Source organism: Variovorax sp. 770b2, from assembly GCF_900115685.1.
Taxonomy (GTDB): Bacteria; Pseudomonadota; Gammaproteobacteria; order Burkholderiales; family Burkholderiaceae_C; genus Variovorax.
On record NZ_FOXJ01000003.1, the window covers coordinates 403486 to 421303 of the forward strand.

17 protein-coding genes are annotated in these 17818 nt (G+C 67.4%); 11 read left to right on the forward strand and 6 right to left on the reverse strand.

Features of this window, described 5'->3' with window-relative positions; genetic code table 11:
- Positions 1–5: 5 nt before the first annotated feature.
- From cyoA to BM133_RS21195, 8 genes are all read left to right on the forward strand, one after another.
- Positions 6–1031 carry a ubiquinol oxidase subunit II gene (gene cyoA / locus BM133_RS21160; protein WP_093437954.1) on the forward strand — a complete coding sequence of 342 codons (1026 nt, stop codon included), beginning with the start codon at positions 6–8 and terminating at the stop codon, positions 1029–1031.
- Positions 1028–3040 (forward strand): cytochrome o ubiquinol oxidase subunit I, encoded by a 2013-nt coding sequence (gene cyoB / locus BM133_RS21165; RefSeq protein WP_093437956.1) that lies wholly within the window; start codon positions 1028–1030, stop codon positions 3038–3040. The genes cyoA and cyoB overlap by 4 nt, the downstream gene beginning before the upstream one ends.
- The gene (cyoC, locus tag BM133_RS21170; RefSeq protein ID WP_093437959.1) at positions 3033–3704 is read left to right on the forward strand and encodes a cytochrome o ubiquinol oxidase subunit III; all 672 of its coding nucleotides are present in this window, start codon (positions 3033–3035) and stop codon (positions 3702–3704) included. The genes cyoB and cyoC overlap by 8 nt, the downstream gene beginning before the upstream one ends.
- Positions 3701–4111 carry a cytochrome o ubiquinol oxidase subunit IV gene (gene cyoD, locus BM133_RS21175; RefSeq protein ID WP_093437961.1) on the forward strand — a complete coding sequence of 137 codons (411 nt, stop codon included), beginning with the start codon at positions 3701–3703 and terminating at the stop codon, positions 4109–4111. The genes cyoC and cyoD overlap by 4 nt, the downstream gene beginning before the upstream one ends.
- A complete protein-coding gene (locus BM133_RS21180) occupies positions 4108–4962 on the forward strand; it encodes an SURF1 family protein (RefSeq protein ID WP_093437964.1) in 855 nt (284 codons plus the stop codon). Before cyoD ends, BM133_RS21180 begins: the two co-directional genes overlap by 4 nt.
- Positions 4946–6337: an ATP-binding protein gene (locus BM133_RS21185; RefSeq protein ID WP_093437966.1), complete on the forward strand. Its 1392-nt coding sequence runs from the start codon at positions 4946–4948 to the stop codon at positions 6335–6337. Before BM133_RS21180 ends, BM133_RS21185 begins: the two co-directional genes overlap by 17 nt.
- Positions 6334–6882, forward strand: a complete 549-nt coding sequence (locus BM133_RS21190) for a response regulator transcription factor (protein WP_093437970.1) — start codon at positions 6334–6336, stop codon at positions 6880–6882. The genes BM133_RS21185 and BM133_RS21190 overlap by 4 nt, the downstream gene beginning before the upstream one ends.
- A 63-nt stretch (positions 6883–6945) precedes the next feature.
- Entirely contained in the window at positions 6946–7647 is a 702-nt protein-coding gene (locus tag BM133_RS21195) for a PAQR family membrane homeostasis protein TrhA (protein ID WP_093437971.1), read from the forward strand.
- A gap of 10 nt (positions 7648–7657) precedes the next feature.
- On the opposite strand, the gene BM133_RS21200 is transcribed toward BM133_RS21195, so the two are convergent.
- The 3 genes from BM133_RS21200 to BM133_RS21210 are packed head-to-tail and all read right to left on the reverse strand — an operon-like array spanning position 7658 to position 9641.
- Entirely contained in the window at positions 7658–7882 is a 225-nt protein-coding gene (locus BM133_RS21200; protein ID WP_042580573.1) for a SlyX family protein, read from the reverse strand.
- A gap of 53 nt (positions 7883–7935) precedes the next feature.
- Positions 7936–8832 carry an SDR family oxidoreductase gene (locus tag BM133_RS21205; RefSeq protein ID WP_093437974.1) on the reverse strand — a complete coding sequence of 299 codons (897 nt, stop codon included), beginning with the start codon at positions 8830–8832 and terminating at the stop codon, positions 7936–7938.
- A gap of 50 nt (positions 8833–8882) precedes the next feature.
- Entirely contained in the window at positions 8883–9641 is a 759-nt protein-coding gene (locus tag BM133_RS21210) for an SDR family oxidoreductase (protein WP_093437976.1), read from the reverse strand.
- A gap of 128 nt (positions 9642–9769) precedes the next feature.
- Between BM133_RS21210 and BM133_RS21215 the strand changes: the two genes are divergently transcribed.
- Positions 9770–10663, forward strand: a complete 894-nt coding sequence (locus BM133_RS21215; protein WP_093437979.1) for a LysR family transcriptional regulator — start codon at positions 9770–9772, stop codon at positions 10661–10663.
- A 136-nt stretch (positions 10664–10799) separates the two neighbouring features.
- Here BM133_RS21215 and BM133_RS21220 read toward each other — a convergent pair whose 3' ends face one another.
- Complete coding sequence (locus BM133_RS21220) at positions 10800–12323, reverse strand: MFS transporter (protein ID WP_093437981.1); 1524 nt, start codon at positions 12321–12323, stop codon at positions 10800–10802.
- A 110-nt stretch (positions 12324–12433) separates the two neighbouring features.
- On the opposite strand from BM133_RS21220, the gene BM133_RS21225 reads away from it, so the two are divergent.
- Together BM133_RS21225 and BM133_RS35215 are read left to right on the forward strand one after the other, a co-directional pair.
- On the forward strand, positions 12434–13363 hold the full coding sequence (locus tag BM133_RS21225; protein WP_093437984.1) for a LysR family transcriptional regulator: 930 nt from the start codon (positions 12434–12436) through the stop codon (positions 13361–13363).
- Positions 13364–13401: 38 nt separating this feature from the next.
- Positions 13402–13566, forward strand: a complete 165-nt coding sequence (locus BM133_RS35215; protein ID WP_218158395.1) for a hypothetical protein — start codon at positions 13402–13404, stop codon at positions 13564–13566.
- Between the two features lie 124 nt (positions 13567–13690).
- Here BM133_RS35215 and BM133_RS21230 read toward each other — a convergent pair whose 3' ends face one another.
- Positions 13691–15172, reverse strand: coding sequence for an AAA family ATPase (locus BM133_RS21230; protein ID WP_256219296.1), 1482 nt, complete (start codon positions 15170–15172; stop codon positions 13691–13693).
- Between the two features lie 107 nt (positions 15173–15279).
- A complete protein-coding gene (locus BM133_RS21235; protein WP_093437986.1) occupies positions 15280–17796 on the reverse strand; it encodes an ABC transporter permease in 2517 nt (838 codons plus the stop codon).
- Positions 17797–17818: the final 22 nt, after the last annotated feature.

Here is a 17818-nt window from a genome sequence, read left to right on the forward strand (position 1 = left end):
TCGGCATGCCCACCCTCCACTCCCTTCGCCGATGGCTCGTCTTGCTCCCCCTCGCCTTGCTGGCGGGCTGCAACACGGTGCTCATGAACCCCTCCGGCGACATCGCCAACCAGCAGGGACGCCTGATCGTCGTCTCCACGGTGCTGATGCTGATCATCATCATCCCGGTGATCGCGCTGACCATCTTCTTCGCCTGGCGCTACCGCCAGTCGAACAAGGAGGCCACCTACAGCCCCGACTGGGACCACTCCACCCAGCTCGAACTCGCGATCTGGGCCGCGCCGCTCTTGATCATCATTGCGCTGGGCGCGATCACCTGGATCAGCACCCACACGCTGGACCCGTACCGGCCCCTCAGCCGCCTGGACGCCAAGCGCCAGATCTCGCCCGAGACCAAGCCGCTGGTGGTCGAAGTGGTGGCGCTCGACTGGAAGTGGCTCTTCATCTACCCCGAGCAGGGCATCGCCACGGTGAATGAACTGGCCGCCCCGGTGGACGTGCCGATCAGCTTCAAGATCACCGCCTCCTCGGTGATGAACTCCTTCTTCATCCCCGCGCTGGCCGGCCAGATCTACGCCATGCCGGGCATGGAAACCAAGCTGCATGCGGTGATCAACAAGCCGGGCGAGTTCGAAGGTTTCTCGGCCAACTACAGCGGCGCGGGCTTCTCGGGCATGCGCTTCAAGTTCCACGGCCTTGACAAGGACGACTTCGACAAGTGGGTCGAGAAGGCCAAGACCTCCAAGGAGGGCGAGCTCACCCGCGAGGGCTACATGAAGCTGGAAGTGCCCAGCGAGCGCGAGCCCGTGCGCCACTACGCCACCGTCGATGCGGACCTGTACAACGCCATCCTCAACCGCTGCGTCGACCGCAACAAGATGTGCATGAGCCAGATGATGGCCATCGACGCGGACGGCGGCATGGGCAAGCCCGGCGCCTTCAATGTCGCCACCCTGCAGAGCTGGCAACCCGACACCCTCAACTCGCCCAAGCGTAGATACGTCACGGCGATGTGCACCACCGAAGAATGACGATGCTTGCGAACCTTGACCTGACGAAGCTCGTCTTCGGCCGCCTCACCTGGGAGGCGATTCCCTACCACGAGCCCATCCTGCTCGTGACCTTCATCGCCGTCGTGCTCGGCGGCATCGCCCTCCTGGGCGCGATCACCTACTTCAAGGTGTGGGGCACGCTGTGGCGCGACTGGATCACCAGCATCGACCACAAGAAGATCGGCATCATGTACATCATCCTGGGGCTGGTGATGCTGCTGCGCGGCTTCTCCGACGCCATCATGATGCGGGCCCAGCAGGCCTTCGCCTTCGGCGACAACGCGGGCTTCTTGCCGCCGCACCACTACGACCAGGTCTTCACCGCGCACGGCGTGATCATGATCTTCTTCGTGGCGATGCCGCTGGTCACGGGCCTCATGAACTTCGTGGTGCCGCTGCAGATCGGCGCACGCGACGTGGCCTTCCCGTTCCTGAACAACTTCAGCTTCTGGATGACCACCTTCGGCGCGGGCCTGGTGATGGCGTCGCTGTTCGTGGGCGAGTTCGCCAAGACCGGCTGGCTGGCGTATCCGCCGCTGTCGGGCATTCTCTTCAGCCCCGACGTGGGGGTGGACTACTACATCTGGTCGTTGCAGATAGCGGGGGTGGGCACATTGCTCTCCGGCGTCAACCTGCTGGCCACCATCGTGAAGATGCGCGCGCCCGGCATGACGATGATGAAGATGCCTGTCTTCACCTGGACGGCTCTGTGCACCAACGTGCTGATCGTCGCCGCCTTCCCGGTGCTGACCGCCGTGCTGGCTCTCCTGTCGCTGGACCGCTACGTCGGCACCAACTTCTTCACGAACGACCTGGGCGGCAACGCCATGATGTACGTGAACCTGATCTGGATCTGGGGCCACCCCGAGGTGTACATCCTGATCCTGCCGGCCTTCGGCATCTTCTCGGAAGTGGTCTCCACCTTCTCGGGCAAGCGCCTGTTCGGCTACGCCTCGATGGTGTACGCCACCGTCGTGATCACCATCCTGTCGTACCTGGTGTGGCTGCATCACTTCTTCACCATGGGCTCGGGTGCCAGCGTGAATTCGTTCTTCGGCATCACGACGATGATCATCTCGATCCCCACGGGCGCGAAGATCTTCAACTGGCTCTTCACCATGTACCGCGGCCGCATCCGCTACGAGCTGCCGATGATGTGGACCATCGGCTTCATGATCACCTTCGTGATCGGCGGCATGACCGGCGTGCTGCTGGCCGTTCCCCCGGCCGACTTCGTGCTGCACAACAGCCTGTTCCTCATCGCCCACTTCCACAACGTGATCATCGGCGGCGTGCTGTTCGGCATGCTGGCGGGCATCACCTACTGGTACCCGAAGGCCTTCGGCTACAAGCTGGATCCGTTCTGGGGCAAGTGCTCGTTCTGGTTCTGGATCGTCGGCTTCTGGTTCGCCTTCATGCCGCTGTACATCCTGGGCCTGATGGGCGTCACGCGCCGCATGAGCCACTTCCAGGACATGTCGCTGCAGATCTGGTTCCAGATCGCCGCCTTCGGCGCCGTGCTGATCGCGCTGGGCATCGCCTCCTTCATCATCCAGCTGGTGGTGAGCTACATCCGCCGCGAGTCGCTGCGCGACACCACGGGCGACCCGTGGAACGGCCGCACGCTGGAGTGGTCGACCTCCTCGCCGCCGCCGGCCTACAACTTCGCGTTCACGCCGCGCATCCATGACAACGACGCCTGGACCGACATGAAAAAGCGTGGCTACGAGCGGCCGCTGGACGGTTTCACGCCGATCCACATGCCCAAGAACACCGCGGCCGGCTTCATCATCGCGGCACTGGCCGCCACCTGCGGCTTCGCAATGATCTGGCAGATGTGGCTGGTGGCAGGCGTGGGCTTCGTTGCCATGCTGGCCGCCGTGATCATCCACACCTTCAACTACAAGCGCGACTACCACATCCCCGCGGAAGAAGTCGTTCGCACCGAAGGCGATCGCACCCGCCTCCTGGCAGCAGCCCATGTCTGATACCACCGCTCTCCACGCCCCCGCGGGCGCCCAAGTCCACGCCCACAGCGATGCCACGGGCAAGCCGCCCGTGTTCGAGCTGTTCCACGTCGGCAACGACCACCATCCCGAGAACGGCACGCTGCTGGGCTTCTGGCTCTACCTGATGAGCGACTGCCTCATCTTCGCGTGCCTGTTCGCGGTGTACGGCGTGCTGGGCCGCAGCTACGCGGCCGGCCCTTCGGGCGCCGACCTGTTCGACCTGCCGCTGGTGGCGATCAACACCTCGCTGCTGCTGTTCTCGTCGATCACCTACGGTTTCGCCGTGCTCGAGATGCAGAAAAAGCGCATGGGCGGCGTGCTGGTCTGGCTGGCCATCACCGGCCTGCTGGGCGCCGGCTTCATCGGCCTGGAACTCTACGAATTCGCGCACCTGATCCACGAGGGCGCGGGCCCGCAGCGCAGCGCCTTCCTGTCGTCGTTCTTCGCGCTGGTGGGCACCCACGGCCTGCACGTGAGCTTCGGCATCATCTGGCTCATCGTCTTGATGATCCAGTTGCCCAAGCACGGCTTCACCGCCGCGAACCGCCGCCGCCTGATGTGCCTGTCGATGTTCTGGCACTTCCTGGACGTCGTGTGGATCGGCGTCTTCACCTTTGTCTACCTGATGGGATCGATGGCATGAACACCCACATCGACACCGCCGCGCACGGCCATGGCGCACACGATGGGCACGACGACCATCACGACGATGGCCCCGCAAGCCACAGCACCTTCAAGGGCTACCTGACCGGCTTCGTGCTGGCCGTGATCCTCACGGCGATTCCGTTCTGGCTCGTCATGGGCAAGGTGATCCCCAGCGCGAACACCACCTCGCTGGTCATCCTGGGCTTCGCGGCCGTGCAGATCGTGGTCCACATGATCTATTTCCTGCACATGGACGCCAAGTCCGAGAGCGGCTGGAACATGCTGGCACTGATCTTCACGATCGTGCTCGTGGTCATCACGCTGGCCGGCTCGCTCTGGGTCATGTATCACATGAACACCAACATGATGCCGATGTCGGTGCACGACATGAAGAACATGCCTTGACGCCCCCCGCGCCAGACCACCCCAGCCACAACCCACCGTCCGGCCGCCCGCGCTCCGCGGCCGCCCGGGTGGCACTGGCGGTCTGCGCGGCGCTGGCCTTTGCCGGCTTCTTCGCGCTGGGCACCTGGCAGGTCGAGCGCAGGGCCTGGAAGCTCGATCTCATCGCCCGCGTCGACCAACGCGTGCACGCCCCGGCCGCCCAGCCCCCCGCGCGCGCCGACTGGCCGCAAGTGAACGCGGCCGACGACGAATACCGCCATGTGCGCCTCGCCGGCACCTTCCTCAATGACAAGGAAACCCTGACCCAGGCCAGCACCCGCCTGGGCGCCGGCTTCTGGGTGCTGACGCCGCTGCGCGCGGCCGACGGCACCGTCGTGCTGGTCAACCGGGGCTTCGTGCCACCCGAAGCACGCGAACGCACGAGCCGCGCGGCCACCGAGGCGAAGGGCGAGGTCACCGTCGCCGGCCTCCTGCGCATCACCGAGCCCAAGGGCGGGTTTCTCCGCAAGAACGACCCCGCCGCAGACCGCTGGTTCTCGCGCGACGTGCAGGCCATCGCGGCCGCACGCGGGCTGGACAACGCAGCGCCCTACTTCGTCGATGCCGAGGCCGATCCGTCGCTCTCCCCCGAAACAGCCGGCTACCCCGTGCGCGGCCTCACCGTCATCGCCTTTCCCAACAGCCACCTTGTCTACGCCCTCACCTGGTATGGCCTCGCGCTGATGGTGCTGGGCGGCGCGTGGTTCGTCTGGCGCGACGGGCGCGGGCGCGCCCGGAGGGCTCCTGGCGGCAGCGGCGAAAATGCGGCCCATGCCGACCCCCTCCCCCGCCCCGATGCGCATCGCGACTGAAGCCGTGGCCGCGGTCGCGGGCGCGCTGCATGCGCCCCGCGCCGGCGTGGCGAGCCTGGACAACGCCACCGGCCACAAGAACATGCAGCAGCTGATCCAGCTGCGCTGGTTCGCGGTGGTCGGGCAGGTGGCCACCATCCTGGTGGTGCACTACGGCTTCGGCATCCGGCTGCCGCTGGACAACATGCTGCAGGTGCTCACCTGCCTGGCGCTCTTCAACATGGTGAGCCTGCTGCGCTCGCGCACCCACCGCCGGGTGACCAACGGCGAGCTGTTCCTGGCGCTCCTGGTCGATGTGGCGACGCTCACGGCCCAGCTCTACCTGAGCGGCGGCGCGACCAACCCGTTCGTCTTTCTCTACCTGCTGCAGGTGATCCTGGGCGCGGTGCTGCTGAAGGCCTGGTCGACCTGGACCATCGTGGTCATCACCAGCCTGTGCTTCGCGGGGCTGGCCCTCTTCTCGCGCCCGCTCGCGCTGCCGCTGGACCACGACCGGGGCCTCTGGAGCCCGTACATCCAGGGCATGCTGGTGTGCTTCGCGCTCAATGCGGCGCTGCTGGTGATCTTCATCACCCGCATCAGCGGCAACCTGCGCGCGCGCGATGCGCGGCTGGCCGACCTGCGCCAGCGCGCCTCGGAAGAAGAACACATCGTGCGCATGGGCCTGCTCGCTTCGGGCGCGGCGCATGAGCTGGGCACGCCGCTCGCCACGCTGGCGGTGATCCTGGGCGACTGGCGCCGGCTGCCGCACTTCAGCTCCGACCCCGAACTGCTGACCGAAGTGGCCGAGATGGAACTGCAGATCCAGCGCTGCAAGAGCATCGTGAGCGGCATCCTCCTGTCGGCCGGCGAGGCGCGCGGCGAGTCGTCCGAAGAAACCACGGTGAGCACCTTCCTGGACGACCTCGTGGAGGAATGGCGCGCCACGCGGCCGGTGGAAGAGTTCGACTACGACAACCGCTTCGGCCAGGACCTGCCCATGGTCTCCGATTCGGCCTTGAAGCAGATGATCTGCAACGTGCTGGACAACGCCCTGGAGGCGTCGCCGCACTGGCTGCGCCTGGAAGCGTCGCACGATGCCGACGCGCTGACGATCACGGTCACCGATGCCGGCCCCGGCTTCCTGCCGGCGATCCTCAAGGAGTTCGGCAAGCCCTACCAGTCGAGCAAGGGCCGGCCCGGTGGCGGGCTCGGGCTGTTCCTGGTCGCCAACGTGGCGCGCACCCTGGGCGGGCGCGTCGCGGCGCGCAACCGGCCCGAGGGCGGTGCCATCGTGACCGTCACGCTGCCGCTCGCGGCCGTCGTGCTGGAAGAAGAGGAAGCCGACGACGAAACGGTCGCGCCAACCGGGCCCATCGCCCACACCAAGCCATGACGGAAACCGCCGAAGCCGAACGCCAGTTGCTGATCGTCGAGGACGACAGCGCCTTCGCGCGCACGCTCAGCCGCTCCTTCGAGCGCCGCGGCTATGCGGTGATGCACGCGAGCAATGCCGAAGAAGTTCAGGCGCTGCTGGAGACCCGGTCGCCAGGCTATGCCGTGGTCGATCTGAAGCTCAATGGCGAGGCCTCGGGCCTGGCCTGCGTGCAGATGCTGCACCGGCACGACCCGAAGACGCTGATCGTGGTGTTGACCGGTTTTGCCAGCATCGCCACCGCGGTGGAGGCCATCAAGCTGGGCGCCTGCCATTACCTGGCCAAGCCCTCGAACACCGACGACATCGAGGCCGCCTTCGGCCGCGCCACCGGCACCACCGAGGTGGAACTGACCAACCGCTCGACCTCGATCAAGACGCTCGAGTGGGAGCGCATCCACGAGATGCTGGCCGAGACCGGCTTCAACATCTCCGAGACCGCACGGCGGCTTGGCATGCATCGGCGCACATTGGCGCGCAAACTCGGTAAACAGCAGGTCAAGTAACATGATCTGCCAGTTTCGCGCAGATTTGCGGAACCAAAACCGATTCTTGAGGTTCTGTTCCTGATGACGAATGGCCCATCCCTGCAGCTGCAGCCCCTTTCCGCCGGTGCGAAGAAGCCGGCGCCCGCGGTCCGCGACCAGACCGGCATGGAAGAGCTCTTCAATGCCCTGAGCCACGGCCTCGGCCTGGTGCTGGCGATCGCCTCGCTGCCGATCCTGATCTACAGCGCCGCGCAGAAGGGCCAGGCCGCGAGCGTGGTCGGTGTCTCGCTCTTCGCGGGCACGGCCATCGTGCTGTACCTGATCTCCACGCTGTACCACGCGCTGCCGATCGGGCGGGCCAAGGCCTGGTTCAACCGGCTGGACCACGCGGCCATCTATCTCTTCATCGCGGGCAGCTACATGCCCTTCCTTTTCGGCGTGCTGCGCGGCCCTTGGGGGTGGACGCTGTTCGGCGCGATCTGCGCCGCGGCGGCACTGGGCGTGGGCGCCAAGCTGTTCAACCGGCTGCAGCATCCGCTGTGGTCGACCGGGCTCTATGTGGCGATGGGCTGGATGGCGCTGATGGCGGCGGTGCCGCTGTACGAGCGCATGTCACCGGCGGGGCTGGGCTGGCTCGTGGCCGGCGGGCTCTTCTATACGGCGGGTGCCGTTGTCTTTCTCTTCGACAACAAGATCCGCTTCGCCCACTCGGTGTGGCACCTCTTCGTTCTGGCCGGCAGCACCTGCCATTTCTTCGCGGTGCTCTGGCACTCGCACGGCTGAGCGTTTTCTTTCAATAGTGCGGCGGCAGCTCGTCGCGAAGATTGCGCGCCGCCCCGTCCTGCCCGGCGTTCTGGCTTTGCTGCCGAAGGTGGGCCACCTGCTGGATCAGGCTGTCGATCTGCTGCTGTTGCCGGTAGATCGTCATGTTCAGTTGCTCCAGCAGGTCGTCGGCGTAGCTCGACTTGATTTCGAGTTCGGTCAGGCGCTCCGCGAGCTCGTTCGGTGGATAGTCCATGCCGCTATTGGACAGGAAGATCCACCGGATTTTCGTGACGCCCTCCCCGGCTTTCAGCGCTTGATCTTCGCCTCGAGCAGGTCGCCCATGCCGATGCGATGCGCGAAGTCGATGCGCACGCGCTCCGACACCTCGAACACTTCCTTGGCGCCATCGCCCACGAAGTCGATCAGCGAACGCATCGGGCGGGTGCCGGCAGGCAGGCCCACGATGCGCACGATCTCGTCGGCCACGGCCTGTGGGTCGGCGTCGTCGGGCATCAGCGCCGACAGGCTCTGGCCGATCCGGTCCATCACGCCGTCGTAGCGGCCGTAGGCGGCCGTGGTGGCGGCATCGGCCGGCTTGCCGGCGCTGGGGAAGTGGTCGGTGCCCTTGGTGAAAGCGCCGGGCACCACGATCGAGGTCTCGATGCCGAAGCGCGCGATCTCGTAGGCCAGCGTGACGGCCAATGAATCCATCGCCGCCTTGGCCGCGCCGTAGGGGCCCATGAACGGCGGGAAGCCGCCCTTGGTGGTGGTGCTGCTGATCCAAAGCACCAGGCCGGACTCCTGCCTCCGAAGGTACGGCAGCACGGCGCGGTTCACGCGCTGCGCGCCGAGCACGTTGGTGTCGAACACCTTGGTGATTTCCTCGGGCGTGAAGGCCTCGGTCGGCCCGACCACGAGGTGGCCGGCGTTCTGCATCACCACGTCGATGTGGCCCTGCTCGCGGACGATGGTGGCCGCGGCGGCGTCGGCCGATTTCTGCGAGAGCACGTCGAGTTCGAGCGGGTGCAGCTGCAGCCCCTTGGCTGCTGCATAGCTGCGCATCTCGGCGGCGCGGCCACTGTTGCGGCCCGCGATGTCGCGCATCGACGCGTAGACCACGTGGCCGGCCTCGGCCAACGATTGGGCGCTGAGCTTGCCGATGCCGGTGCCTGCGCCGGTGACCAGGATGATTTGCTTTTGCATGGTGTTTCTCCGAAAGACTGGATCGAGTGGGTGGATGAACGGAAGGGGATTCAGGCGACGCCGCCGTTGGCACGCAGGATCTGGCCGTTGACCCAGCCCGCATCCGGGCCGGCCAGGAACGCCACCACCGAGGCGATGTCCTCCGGCTGGCCCAGGCGCTGCAGCGGCGGCATCTTGGCGAAGGCCTGGATCTGCTCGTCGGTCTTGCCGTCCAGGAAGAGCGAGGTGGCGATCGGGCCCGGCGCCACGGCGTTCACCGTGACGTTGCGGCCGCGCAGTTCCTTGGCGAACACGTGCGTGAAGGCCTCGACCGCCGCCTTGGTGGCGTTGTAGATCGCGTAGCCGGGCATGTTCAGCGCGAGCGTGGTGCTCGAGAAGTTGACGATGCGCCCGCCCGCGTTCAGGCGCGTGGCGGCTTCGCGCAGCGTGTTGAAGGTGCCGCGCACGTTGATGTCGAAGGTCTGGTCGTAGAGCGCGTCGGTGTGGTCGGCCAGCGGCACGGTCTTGAGCACGCCGGCGTTGTTGACCAGCACGTCGACCTTGCCCAGCTGCGCTTCGACGGTGTCGAACATGGCGCGCACTTCCTGTGCGTTGGCCACGTCGGCCTTCACCGCGATGGCCTTGCCGCCGGCCGCCGTGAGTTCGGCGACCAGCGCGTCGGCCTGCGCCGAGCCCGTGGCGTAGTTGACGGCGACGGCGAAGCCGTCCTTCGAGAGGCGCTGCGCGACGGCGGCGCCGATGCCGCGCGATGCGCCGGTGACGATGGCGACGCGGCTGTTGCGGGTGGTGGTTGAAGTGGTGGTGGTCATGGTGCGATTCCTTTGCAGTGGTTGGTTGGTTGGTGAGACGAATGATTGATCGTTCCATCCAAAAGATAATCACCCGCCGATCGACAATACAATTCCGTTTACTTGAACAATAGACGGCAGACACCCCCATGGACCGCTTCCAGGAAATGCAGGCCTTCGTGCGCATCGCCGAGCGCCAGAGCTTCACCCAGGCCTCCGAAGACCTGCAGATCCCGCGCGCCACCGTCACCACGCTCATCAAGCGCATGGAAGAGCGCATCGGCACGCGCCTGCTGGAGCGCACCACCCGCACCGTGCGCCTCACGCAGGATGGCGAGGCCTACTACCGCCGGTGCGTGCGCCTCCTGGCCGACATGGAAGAGGCCGAGGGCTCGTTCAGGAACGAGGCGCCCAAGGGCCTCTTGCGCGTGAACCTGCAGGGCACGCTCGCGCGGCATTTCGTGGTGCCGGCACTGCCGGGGTTTCTTGCGCGCTATCCCGAATTGCAACTGCACATCGGCGAAGACGACCGGCTGGTCGACCTGGTGCGCGAGGGCGTTGATTGCGTGCTGCGCGCAGGCACTTTGCAGGATTCATCGATGGTCGGGCGCCGCGTCGCGCTGCTGCCGCAGGTGACGGTCGCGAGCCCCGGCTACCTGGCGCGCCACGGCGAGCCGGGCAGCATCGAAGCGCTGGCCTCGCACCGCGCGGTCAACTACATCTCCAGCGGCACGGGCAAGGTGGTGCCGCTCGAATTCACGGTCGATGGCCGGGTGACGACCGTGGACCTGCCCGCCACCGTCTCGGTGACCGGCACCGATCTCTACACGGGCTCGGCGATCGCGGGACTCGGGCTGGTGCAGGTGCCGCGCTATCGCGTGGCGGCCGAACTGGCGGACGGCCGGCTGAAGGTGTTGATGCCCGGTTTCGCGCCGCCGCCGATGCCGGTGACCGTGCTCTATTCGCAGAACCGCCAGCTGTCGGCGCGGGTTCGCGTGTTCACGCAGTGGATGCGCGACATCTTCGAGGCCGCAGAGCCCTGACCTCTGCCTTGCTCCCTCCCCCCGCTGGGGAGGGTTGGGGTGGGGGCAAGCGGCGCATCGAAGATCAGCCGCCTATCGAAGGCCGCGTGCCCCCATCCCAGCCTTCCCCCGGAAGGGGAAGGAGCAAGACATACGTTCAACAGGCAGACGACTCCAACGCCACCGCGCCCACTTCAGCGTGCGTCTCGCCGCGCAGGAACACGAACACCACCAGTGCCGTCAGCACGGTCACGCCCGCCAGCACACACAGCAGCGTGCCGAACGCCGCGCCGTAGGCGTGCAGCAGCGCCGCACGGTCCACGCCCGGCAGCAGCGCGAGCGCCTGCGACAGGTCGCCCGTCGTCACGCGCTGCGCCGCCTGCGACGACGCGCCCGGATGCGCTGGCAAGCGGCCCAGCTGCAGCGCGACCAGCGCCGTCAGCCCCGCCCCGACCAGCGCGAGCGCGATGCCCTCGCCCGCCACCCGCACCGTGTTGAAGATGCCCGACGCCATGCCCGCACGCTCGCGCGGCACCACGCTCACCGCGAGCCCGTCCATCAGCCCCCACGGCAGGCCGATGCCCGCGCCGATCAAGAGCAGCGGCCACACCATCGCGTGCAGCGGCGTGCCCGGCGCGCAGTAGCTGAGCCAGAGCAGCCCCGCCGCGCACACCAGCAGCCCCACCGCCGAGATCACGCCCGCCGAGAACCGGTGCGCGAGCGAGGCCGCGAGCGTCGGCACCCCGAGGATCGGCCCCGAGAGCGCGAACATGAACACGCCCGCCTCCATCGCGCTGCGCCCTTCCAGCCCGATGAAGCGGATCGGCAACAGCACCAGCAGCACGACAAAACCATAGGCCGGCGCCGCGGCCAGCAACTGCACACCGACGAAGCGCGGAAAGCGGAACAGCGACAGGTCGAGCATCGGATGCGCGACGCGCCGCTCGATGGCGATGAAGGCCCCGCCCATCAGTGCCGCGCCGGCCAGCGCACCGATCACCCACGGGCTGCCCCAGCCGCTGTCGGGCGCCTGCAGCACGCCGAGCGTGAGCAGCGTCAGCGCGGCGGTGAACGTGACCGTGCCCGGCACATCGAGCCCCATCGCATGCGGGTTGCTCGACTCGCGCATGCTCGGGGAGGCGATGCACAGCGCCACGAGGCTGATCGCCCCCGGGCTCAGCATCACCGACTGCCAGCCGAAGCTCTCGGCGAGCCAGCCCGAGAGGATCGAGCCGCACGACAGCCCCACGCCGAACGAGGTGCCGATGAAGCTGAACGCCCGCGTGCGCGCCGCGCCGTCGAACACCTGCGCCAGCGCCGCCGTGCCCGCCGCGAACGCGGCCGCCGAGCCCAGCCCCTGCAGGGCGCGCACGAGATCGAAGGCGACGATGCCGGGCGCGAGCGTCAGCAGCGAACCGGCGAGCGCGACCACCGCGAGCCCCATCAGGAAGACGCGCTTGCGCCCGTAGGCATCGGCCAGCGCGCCCGCCGCCATCAGCGTCGCGCCGAAGCTCAGCATGAAGGCGTTGGTCACCCAGTTCAGCTGCACCGGGCTGCCGCCGAGCGCGTCGCGGATCGCGGGCAGCACCACCGCCGGGCCGGTGAAGCTCAGCGGCATGCCGAGCGCCGCGAGGCAGACGGCGGCGAGCAGCCAGTTCTTGTGGTCGGAGGGCGAGGACATCGAAGGCTTTCACGCAGAAGGGAAGAAGGAGGAACAGAAGATAGAAAGGAATCAATGGAATGAAAATGGCGCCATCGATCCTCACACTCCCAACCCAAGGTTGTTAATCCATGGACAGCTTCAGCGGACTCGAATCCTTCGTGCGGGCGGCCGACCTGTTGAGCTTTGCCAAGGCCGGGCGGTTGCTGGGCATCTCGGCCTCGGCCGTCGGCAAGAACGTCGCGCGGCTCGAACAGCAGTTGGGCCTCCGGCTCTTCAACCGCACCACGCGGCATGTGCGGCTGACCGAGGAAGGCGCGATGTTCCACGAGCGCTGCCGCCGCATCCTGGACGAGCTCGACGACGCGCGGGCGATGATGCAGGACGCGGTGGCCGCCCCGCGCGGCCGCCTGCGCGTGAGCCTGCCGACCATCGGCTACCGCTTCCTGCTGCCGATCCTGCCGGCCTTCAAGGCGCGCTTTCCCGAAATCGAACTCGACCTCGATTTCAACGACCGCCTGGTCGATGTGATCGCCGAGGGCGTGGACGTGGCGATCCGCAGCGGCGAACTGGGCGACTCGCAGCTCGTCGCGCGCCGGCTCGGCCCGTTCAACTTCGTGCTCGTGGCCTCGCCCGGCTACCTGGCCGAACATGGCGTGCCGCAGGTGCCGGCCGACCTCGCCCGGCACAGTTGCCTGCGCTACAAGTTCGTGACCGGCGGAAAGATCGAGGACTGGGACCTGCCGGGCCTGCCCACGCAGCTGCCGCCCGGGCTTCTGTGCAACAACATGGAAGCCATGCTCGGCGCGGCAGTCGCCGGCCTGGGCGTGGCCTACATGCCCGACTTCCTCGCGCGCGATTCGCTGTGCCGCGGCGAACTGCAGCGCGTGCTCGCGGCGCACCTCGTTCGCCAGGGGCAGTTCTCGGCGCTGTGGTCATCGAGCCGGCAGTTGTCGCCGAAGGTGCGGGCCTTCGTGGACTTTGCGGGGGAGCACATGTTCAGGGACGACGGCGCAGTCGCACAAACAAGCAAGACCGAACTCAGAACACAATCAGTCTGATCCATGGCAATAGCTGAGCAAGCGCAATGAATTCCTCCATGCAGGTCAAACCCATCGACGATCTCACCAGTCACGCCACGGGGATCGAAGCGATTCCCGCACTGTTGAAACTTCTGTTGCTCGGCAACTGCGAAATCGAACGGAGCGAATTCCGATCTGCAGACGAGGTGTTCGCCGAACTGGATCAAGAGAACACCCGATGAAGTTACTGCTTCTGCCGTCTATCAGTACTTCGGCACGAAGCGTTCGACGGGCCGGCGCGACGTGAACACGATGGGCCAGGACTTCTTGCAAGGCACCGCGCGCTGACGCGGGTGCCGAACTGGATCAAATGGCAGTTTCTGCGACCACTCGTGCCTCGTCGGAAGGTATCTCGACACGCGGCACGCTCTCCTCGGGCGGCAACTTCATCGGCTCGCTCCCCGTCCGGCTCAGCGCAATCGCCGCCTGCAACGGATAGAGCGTGCGCGCATCGCCCTCCGCCTTGTTGCTCACCGTCGTCCCCGCCGCCGCGCTCATGCTGGCCGTGCGCACTGCGTCCAGCCGGTGCGTGGGCACCATGAACGGCGAGTGCGTCGTGTAGACGATCTGGTTGCCGAAGTCGTGCTCGAAGTGCGCGAGCAGGTCGGCCTGCGAATGCGCGTGCAGGTGCAAGCCCGGCTCGTCCAGCAGCAAGATGGCATCGCCCGCGCCCCGCGTGTCCGCAAAGAAGGTGATGTAGAACGAGAAGAACCACTGGAAGCCGCGGCTGCGCTCGTCCAGGTTCACTTCAACCTCGTAGGCGCCGTTCGGGTCGGACACCAGCGTGTCCATGTACGGGCCGTCCAGGTTGAAGCGGACCTTGAGTTCGCGGTCCTTCCACACGCGGCGGATCTCCGACGTGACGACCGAGCCGGCGCGGTTCACGAGCTGGTTGCGCGTGGCCTGGTCGTTCTTCTCCAGCAGGTCCTGCAGCTGCTGCGGATCGAGCCCCGCGACCTTGCAGAGCTTCTCGAAGCTGCGTTGCTCGGGCGTCGCCTGGCCCCAGCCCTTGCGCACGAGGTGGTCGGCGATGTTCTGGCGGCCGGGCAACGCGGGGTATTCGTCCACATAGACGAAGCGCGGCAGTTTTTCGAGCACCCATTGCCTGGCCTTCGCGAGCGCGGGCGTGTCGTTGGCAATCGCGCGGGCCATGTCCTCGAGTTCGACCAGCATCTGCTCCTGCTTGTCGCTGAGCTCGGCATCCGCTGCGGCCATCGCCCGGCGCAAAGCCTGCAGCGCCCTCACCGCGCCTTCCGACCACTTGATGTAGTCGGGGCTGGGGATCATCGCGGCGTCGAAGGCGTCGGCCTCCTGTTCCAGCGTGGCGCGGGCGCCTTCTGCAATCTTCTCGGCCGCGGCCTTGACGGCGGGCACGATCTTGCGGACCTTGCCCTTGATGTCCGACACGTCGAGCGAGAGTTCTCCCAGGCCTTCGAAGCCGGTCCAGCGCGTCGCGGCATAGCCCCGGCCCGCGGTGACGTGGCGCACATCGGAGGCACGCGGAAGGATGGCCTTCAGTTCGGCGCGTTCGTTGTCGTCGAGCGCCCAGCGCGTCGCGACGACGGGCGTGTCGCCCTGGCATTCCTCCAGGCGGCGGTGCCGCGGAAAGTCCTTGATCGGACTGAGTTCAGCCAGGCCTTCGGCCGGGTTCAGGCTGTGAAGCGCGCGCAGCAGGTTCGATTTGCCGCTGTCATTTCGACCGAGGATCGCCGTGATCTGTGGGGAGTCGATGGGGCCGCTGTCGTTGATCGAGCGAAAGTTGGTGATCTGGAATGACGCCAAGCGCATGCAGGAATTTCTCTTCTTGAAATGGATACGGGGCCGGGGAATGTATTGCATCCCCGGCCCCGTCTTGCCGATCGCGAAAGAAAAAAACTGTACGGCGCTGTCGACTCCTATTCGGCCGCGCGGCGCAGCGTGTCGACCACCGGGCGGCGCAGCACGTCGCGCAAGCCCCACCACCCCGCCGCCAATGCCAGCACCGCGCCGGCCAGCGCGCCCGCAACCGGCACGATCGGCGATGCGGTCCAGGTGAACTCGAACACATAGCGCGCGAGCGCCCAGCCGATCACCGAGGCCACGATGCTCGCGAGAAAGCCCGCGAGCAGCCCCACGCCGATCAGCTCGGCGCGCTGCACCTGCCGCAAGAGGCTGGCGCGCGCGCCCACGGCGCGCATCACCGCGAACTCGCGCGCGCGTTCCTCGCGCGTGGCCGTCACCGCGGCGAAAAGCACGACCAGCCCCGCCGCGAGCGTGAAGCCGAACAGGAACTCGACCGCGCGGATCACCTGGTCGAGCACGCGCTGCACCTGGTTGATGGTCGCGCTCATGTCCACGTTGGTCACGTTGGGGTAGGCGCGCACCAGCGCGTTGTCGAAGCCGCGCGTCTCGGGCGCGCGGAAGGCGCCCATGTAGGTCACGGGCACGTCGGGCAGCGAGGCCACCGTGTACATCACGAAGAAGTTGGCGTGCAGCGAGCCCCAGTCGACCTTGCGCAGCGACGTGATGCGCGCATCGTTCTGCATGCCGCCGATGTCGAAGCGCAGCGTGTCGCCCAGCTTCAGGCCGAGCGTTTCGGCCAGGCCTTCTTCGACGCTCACTTCGCCTGCCGCGCCGGGCTTCCACGCGCCCGCGGTGATGCTGTTGTGCGCGGGCGCCTCCATGGCGTTGCTCAAGTTGAACTCGCGGTCCACCAGGCGCTTGGCGCGGTCTTCCGCGTAGTCGTCGGGGGTCACCGGCTTGTCGTTGACCGCGATGAGGCGGCCGCGAATCATCGGGTACCAGTCGAACTTGCCCACGCCCGCATCGCGCAGCGATTTCTGGAACGCATCGCTCTGGTCCGGCATCACGTTGATGACGAAGCGGTTCGGCGCATCGGGCGGCGTGGCCTTGCGCCAGCTCGCGACGAGGTCGGTGCGCAGCAGCACGAGCAGCACCAAGGCCAGGAGGCCGACCGCGAGCGCGCTGACCTGCACCACCGCATAGGCGGGCCGCGCCGAGATCTGCCGCGTGGCCAGCACCAGCCAGCGCGGCGCGGTGGTCTCGTTGACGCTGCGGCGCAGCACCTTCACCGCGAGCCAGCTGAGCAATGCGAACACGGCCACGGCACCCGCGAAACCGCCGACCGCGATCAGGCCCAGCTTGATGTCGCTGCTCGCCGCCATCAGCAGCGCAGCGAAGCCCGCCACGCCGATGCCCAGCACCGCGAGCGATGCGGGCTTGAGCCCGCCCACGTCGCGCCGGATCACGCGCAGCGGCGGCACGCGCGCCAGCTGCAGCACCGGCGGCAGGCCGAAGGCGAACAAGAGCGTGAGCCCCATGCCCAGGCCGAAGGCCACCGGCCACAGCGTGGCGGCGGGCAGCGCGGTCTCCACCAGCCCGGCCAGCAGCAGCACGAACACGTAGTGCACCGCGAAGCCGATGGCCACGCCGATGGCGCTCGCCGCGAGGCCGATCACCGCGAACTCGAAGGCATAGGCCATCGCGATGGTGCGCTGGCTCTGGCCGAGCACGCGCAGCATCGCGCAGTCGTCCAGGTGGCTGGCCGCGAAACCGCGCGCGGCCAGCGCCACGGCCACGGCCGAGAGCAGCGCCGCGAGCAGCGCGACGAGGCTCAGGAATTTCTCGGCGCGGTCGAGCGTCTGGCGCATCTCGGGCCGGCCGCCTTCGAAGGAGTCGAGCCGCACGCCGCGCAGCTCGCCCTTCTTGATGCTGGCCTCGGCCCAGTCGGTGAAGCGCTTGACCGCCGCATCGTTGCCCGCCACCGCATAGCGGTAGCCGACGCGGCTGGCCGGCTGCACGAGCCCGGTGCGCGCCACGTCGGCCTGGTTGAGCATCACGCGCGGCGAGAAGCTCATGAAGCCGGCGCCGCGGTCGGGTTCCAGCGTGATGATGCGGCCTACGCGCAGGCTCGTGTCGCCCAGCAGCAGCGGGTCGCCGATCTTCAGGCCCAGCGAATCGAGCAGCGAGGCATCGACCCACACCTCGCCGGCCGGCGGGATGTCGCGCGTGATCGCGCCCGGCCCCGCGAAAGTGGTCGAGGTCTGCAGGTTGCCGCGCAATGGGTAGCCCGCCGTCACCGCCTTCAGCGCCACGAGTTTGCTGGCGCCGCCCTGCACGTCGTCGGCCCGCGCCATGGTCGGGAAGCCATAGGTGGCTGTGCCTTCCAGGCCCAGCGATTTCGCCTGCGCCACGAAGGCGTCGGGCGTCGGGTTGTCGCTCACGATCACCGCATCGCCGCCCAGCAGCTGCCGCGCATCGCGCTTCAACCCGCCCTGCAGCCGGTCGGCGAAGAAGCCGACCGCCGTGAGTGCGGCCACGGCCAGCAGCACGGCAACGATCAAGAGGCGCAGCTCGCCGGCGCGCAGGTCGCGCCAGAGGGTGCGCCAGCCAAGGCGGAGGGAGTCGGTCATGGCGCGAACGATAGCCGACGCC

What these genes read in the sequence shown, in the direction of transcription:
- cyoA (WP_093437954.1), top strand. Translation starts at nt 6, where the DNA reads ATGCCCACCCTCCACTCCCTTCGCCGATGGCTCGTCTTGCTCCCCCTC.
- cyoB (WP_093437956.1), top strand. Translation starts at nt 1,028, where the DNA reads ATGACGATGCTTGCGAACCTTGACCTGACGAAGCTCGTCTTCGGCCGC.
- cyoC (WP_093437959.1), top strand. Translation starts at nt 3,033, where the DNA reads ATGTCTGATACCACCGCTCTCCACGCCCCCGCGGGCGCCCAAGTCCAC.
- cyoD (WP_093437961.1), top strand. Translation starts at nt 3,701, where the DNA reads ATGAACACCCACATCGACACCGCCGCGCACGGCCATGGCGCACACGAT.
- BM133_RS21185 (WP_093437966.1), top strand. Translation starts at nt 4,946, where the DNA reads ATGCGCATCGCGACTGAAGCCGTGGCCGCGGTCGCGGGCGCGCTGCAT.
- BM133_RS21190 (WP_093437970.1), top strand. Translation starts at nt 6,334, where the DNA reads ATGACGGAAACCGCCGAAGCCGAACGCCAGTTGCTGATCGTCGAGGAC.
- BM133_RS21195 (WP_093437971.1), top strand. Translation starts at nt 6,946, where the DNA reads ATGACGAATGGCCCATCCCTGCAGCTGCAGCCCCTTTCCGCCGGTGCG.
- BM133_RS21200 (WP_042580573.1), bottom strand. Translation starts at nt 7,882, where the DNA reads ATGGACTATCCACCGAACGAGCTCGCGGAGCGCCTGACCGAACTCGAA.
- BM133_RS21205 (WP_093437974.1), bottom strand. Translation starts at nt 8,832, where the DNA reads ATGCAAAAGCAAATCATCCTGGTCACCGGCGCAGGCACCGGCATCGGC.
- BM133_RS21210 (WP_093437976.1), bottom strand. Translation starts at nt 9,641, where the DNA reads ATGACCACCACCACTTCAACCACCACCCGCAACAGCCGCGTCGCCATC.
- BM133_RS21215 (WP_093437979.1), top strand. Translation starts at nt 9,770, where the DNA reads ATGGACCGCTTCCAGGAAATGCAGGCCTTCGTGCGCATCGCCGAGCGC.
- BM133_RS21220 (WP_093437981.1), bottom strand. Translation starts at nt 12,323, where the DNA reads ATGTCCTCGCCCTCCGACCACAAGAACTGGCTGCTCGCCGCCGTCTGC.
- BM133_RS21225 (WP_093437984.1), top strand. Translation starts at nt 12,434, where the DNA reads ATGGACAGCTTCAGCGGACTCGAATCCTTCGTGCGGGCGGCCGACCTG.
- BM133_RS35215 (WP_218158395.1), top strand. Translation starts at nt 13,402, where the DNA reads ATGCAGGTCAAACCCATCGACGATCTCACCAGTCACGCCACGGGGATC.
- BM133_RS21230 (WP_256219296.1), bottom strand. Translation starts at nt 15,172, where the DNA reads ATGCGCTTGGCGTCATTCCAGATCACCAACTTTCGCTCGATCAACGAC.
- BM133_RS21235 (WP_093437986.1), bottom strand. Translation starts at nt 17,796, where the DNA reads ATGACCGACTCCCTCCGCCTTGGCTGGCGCACCCTCTGGCGCGACCTG.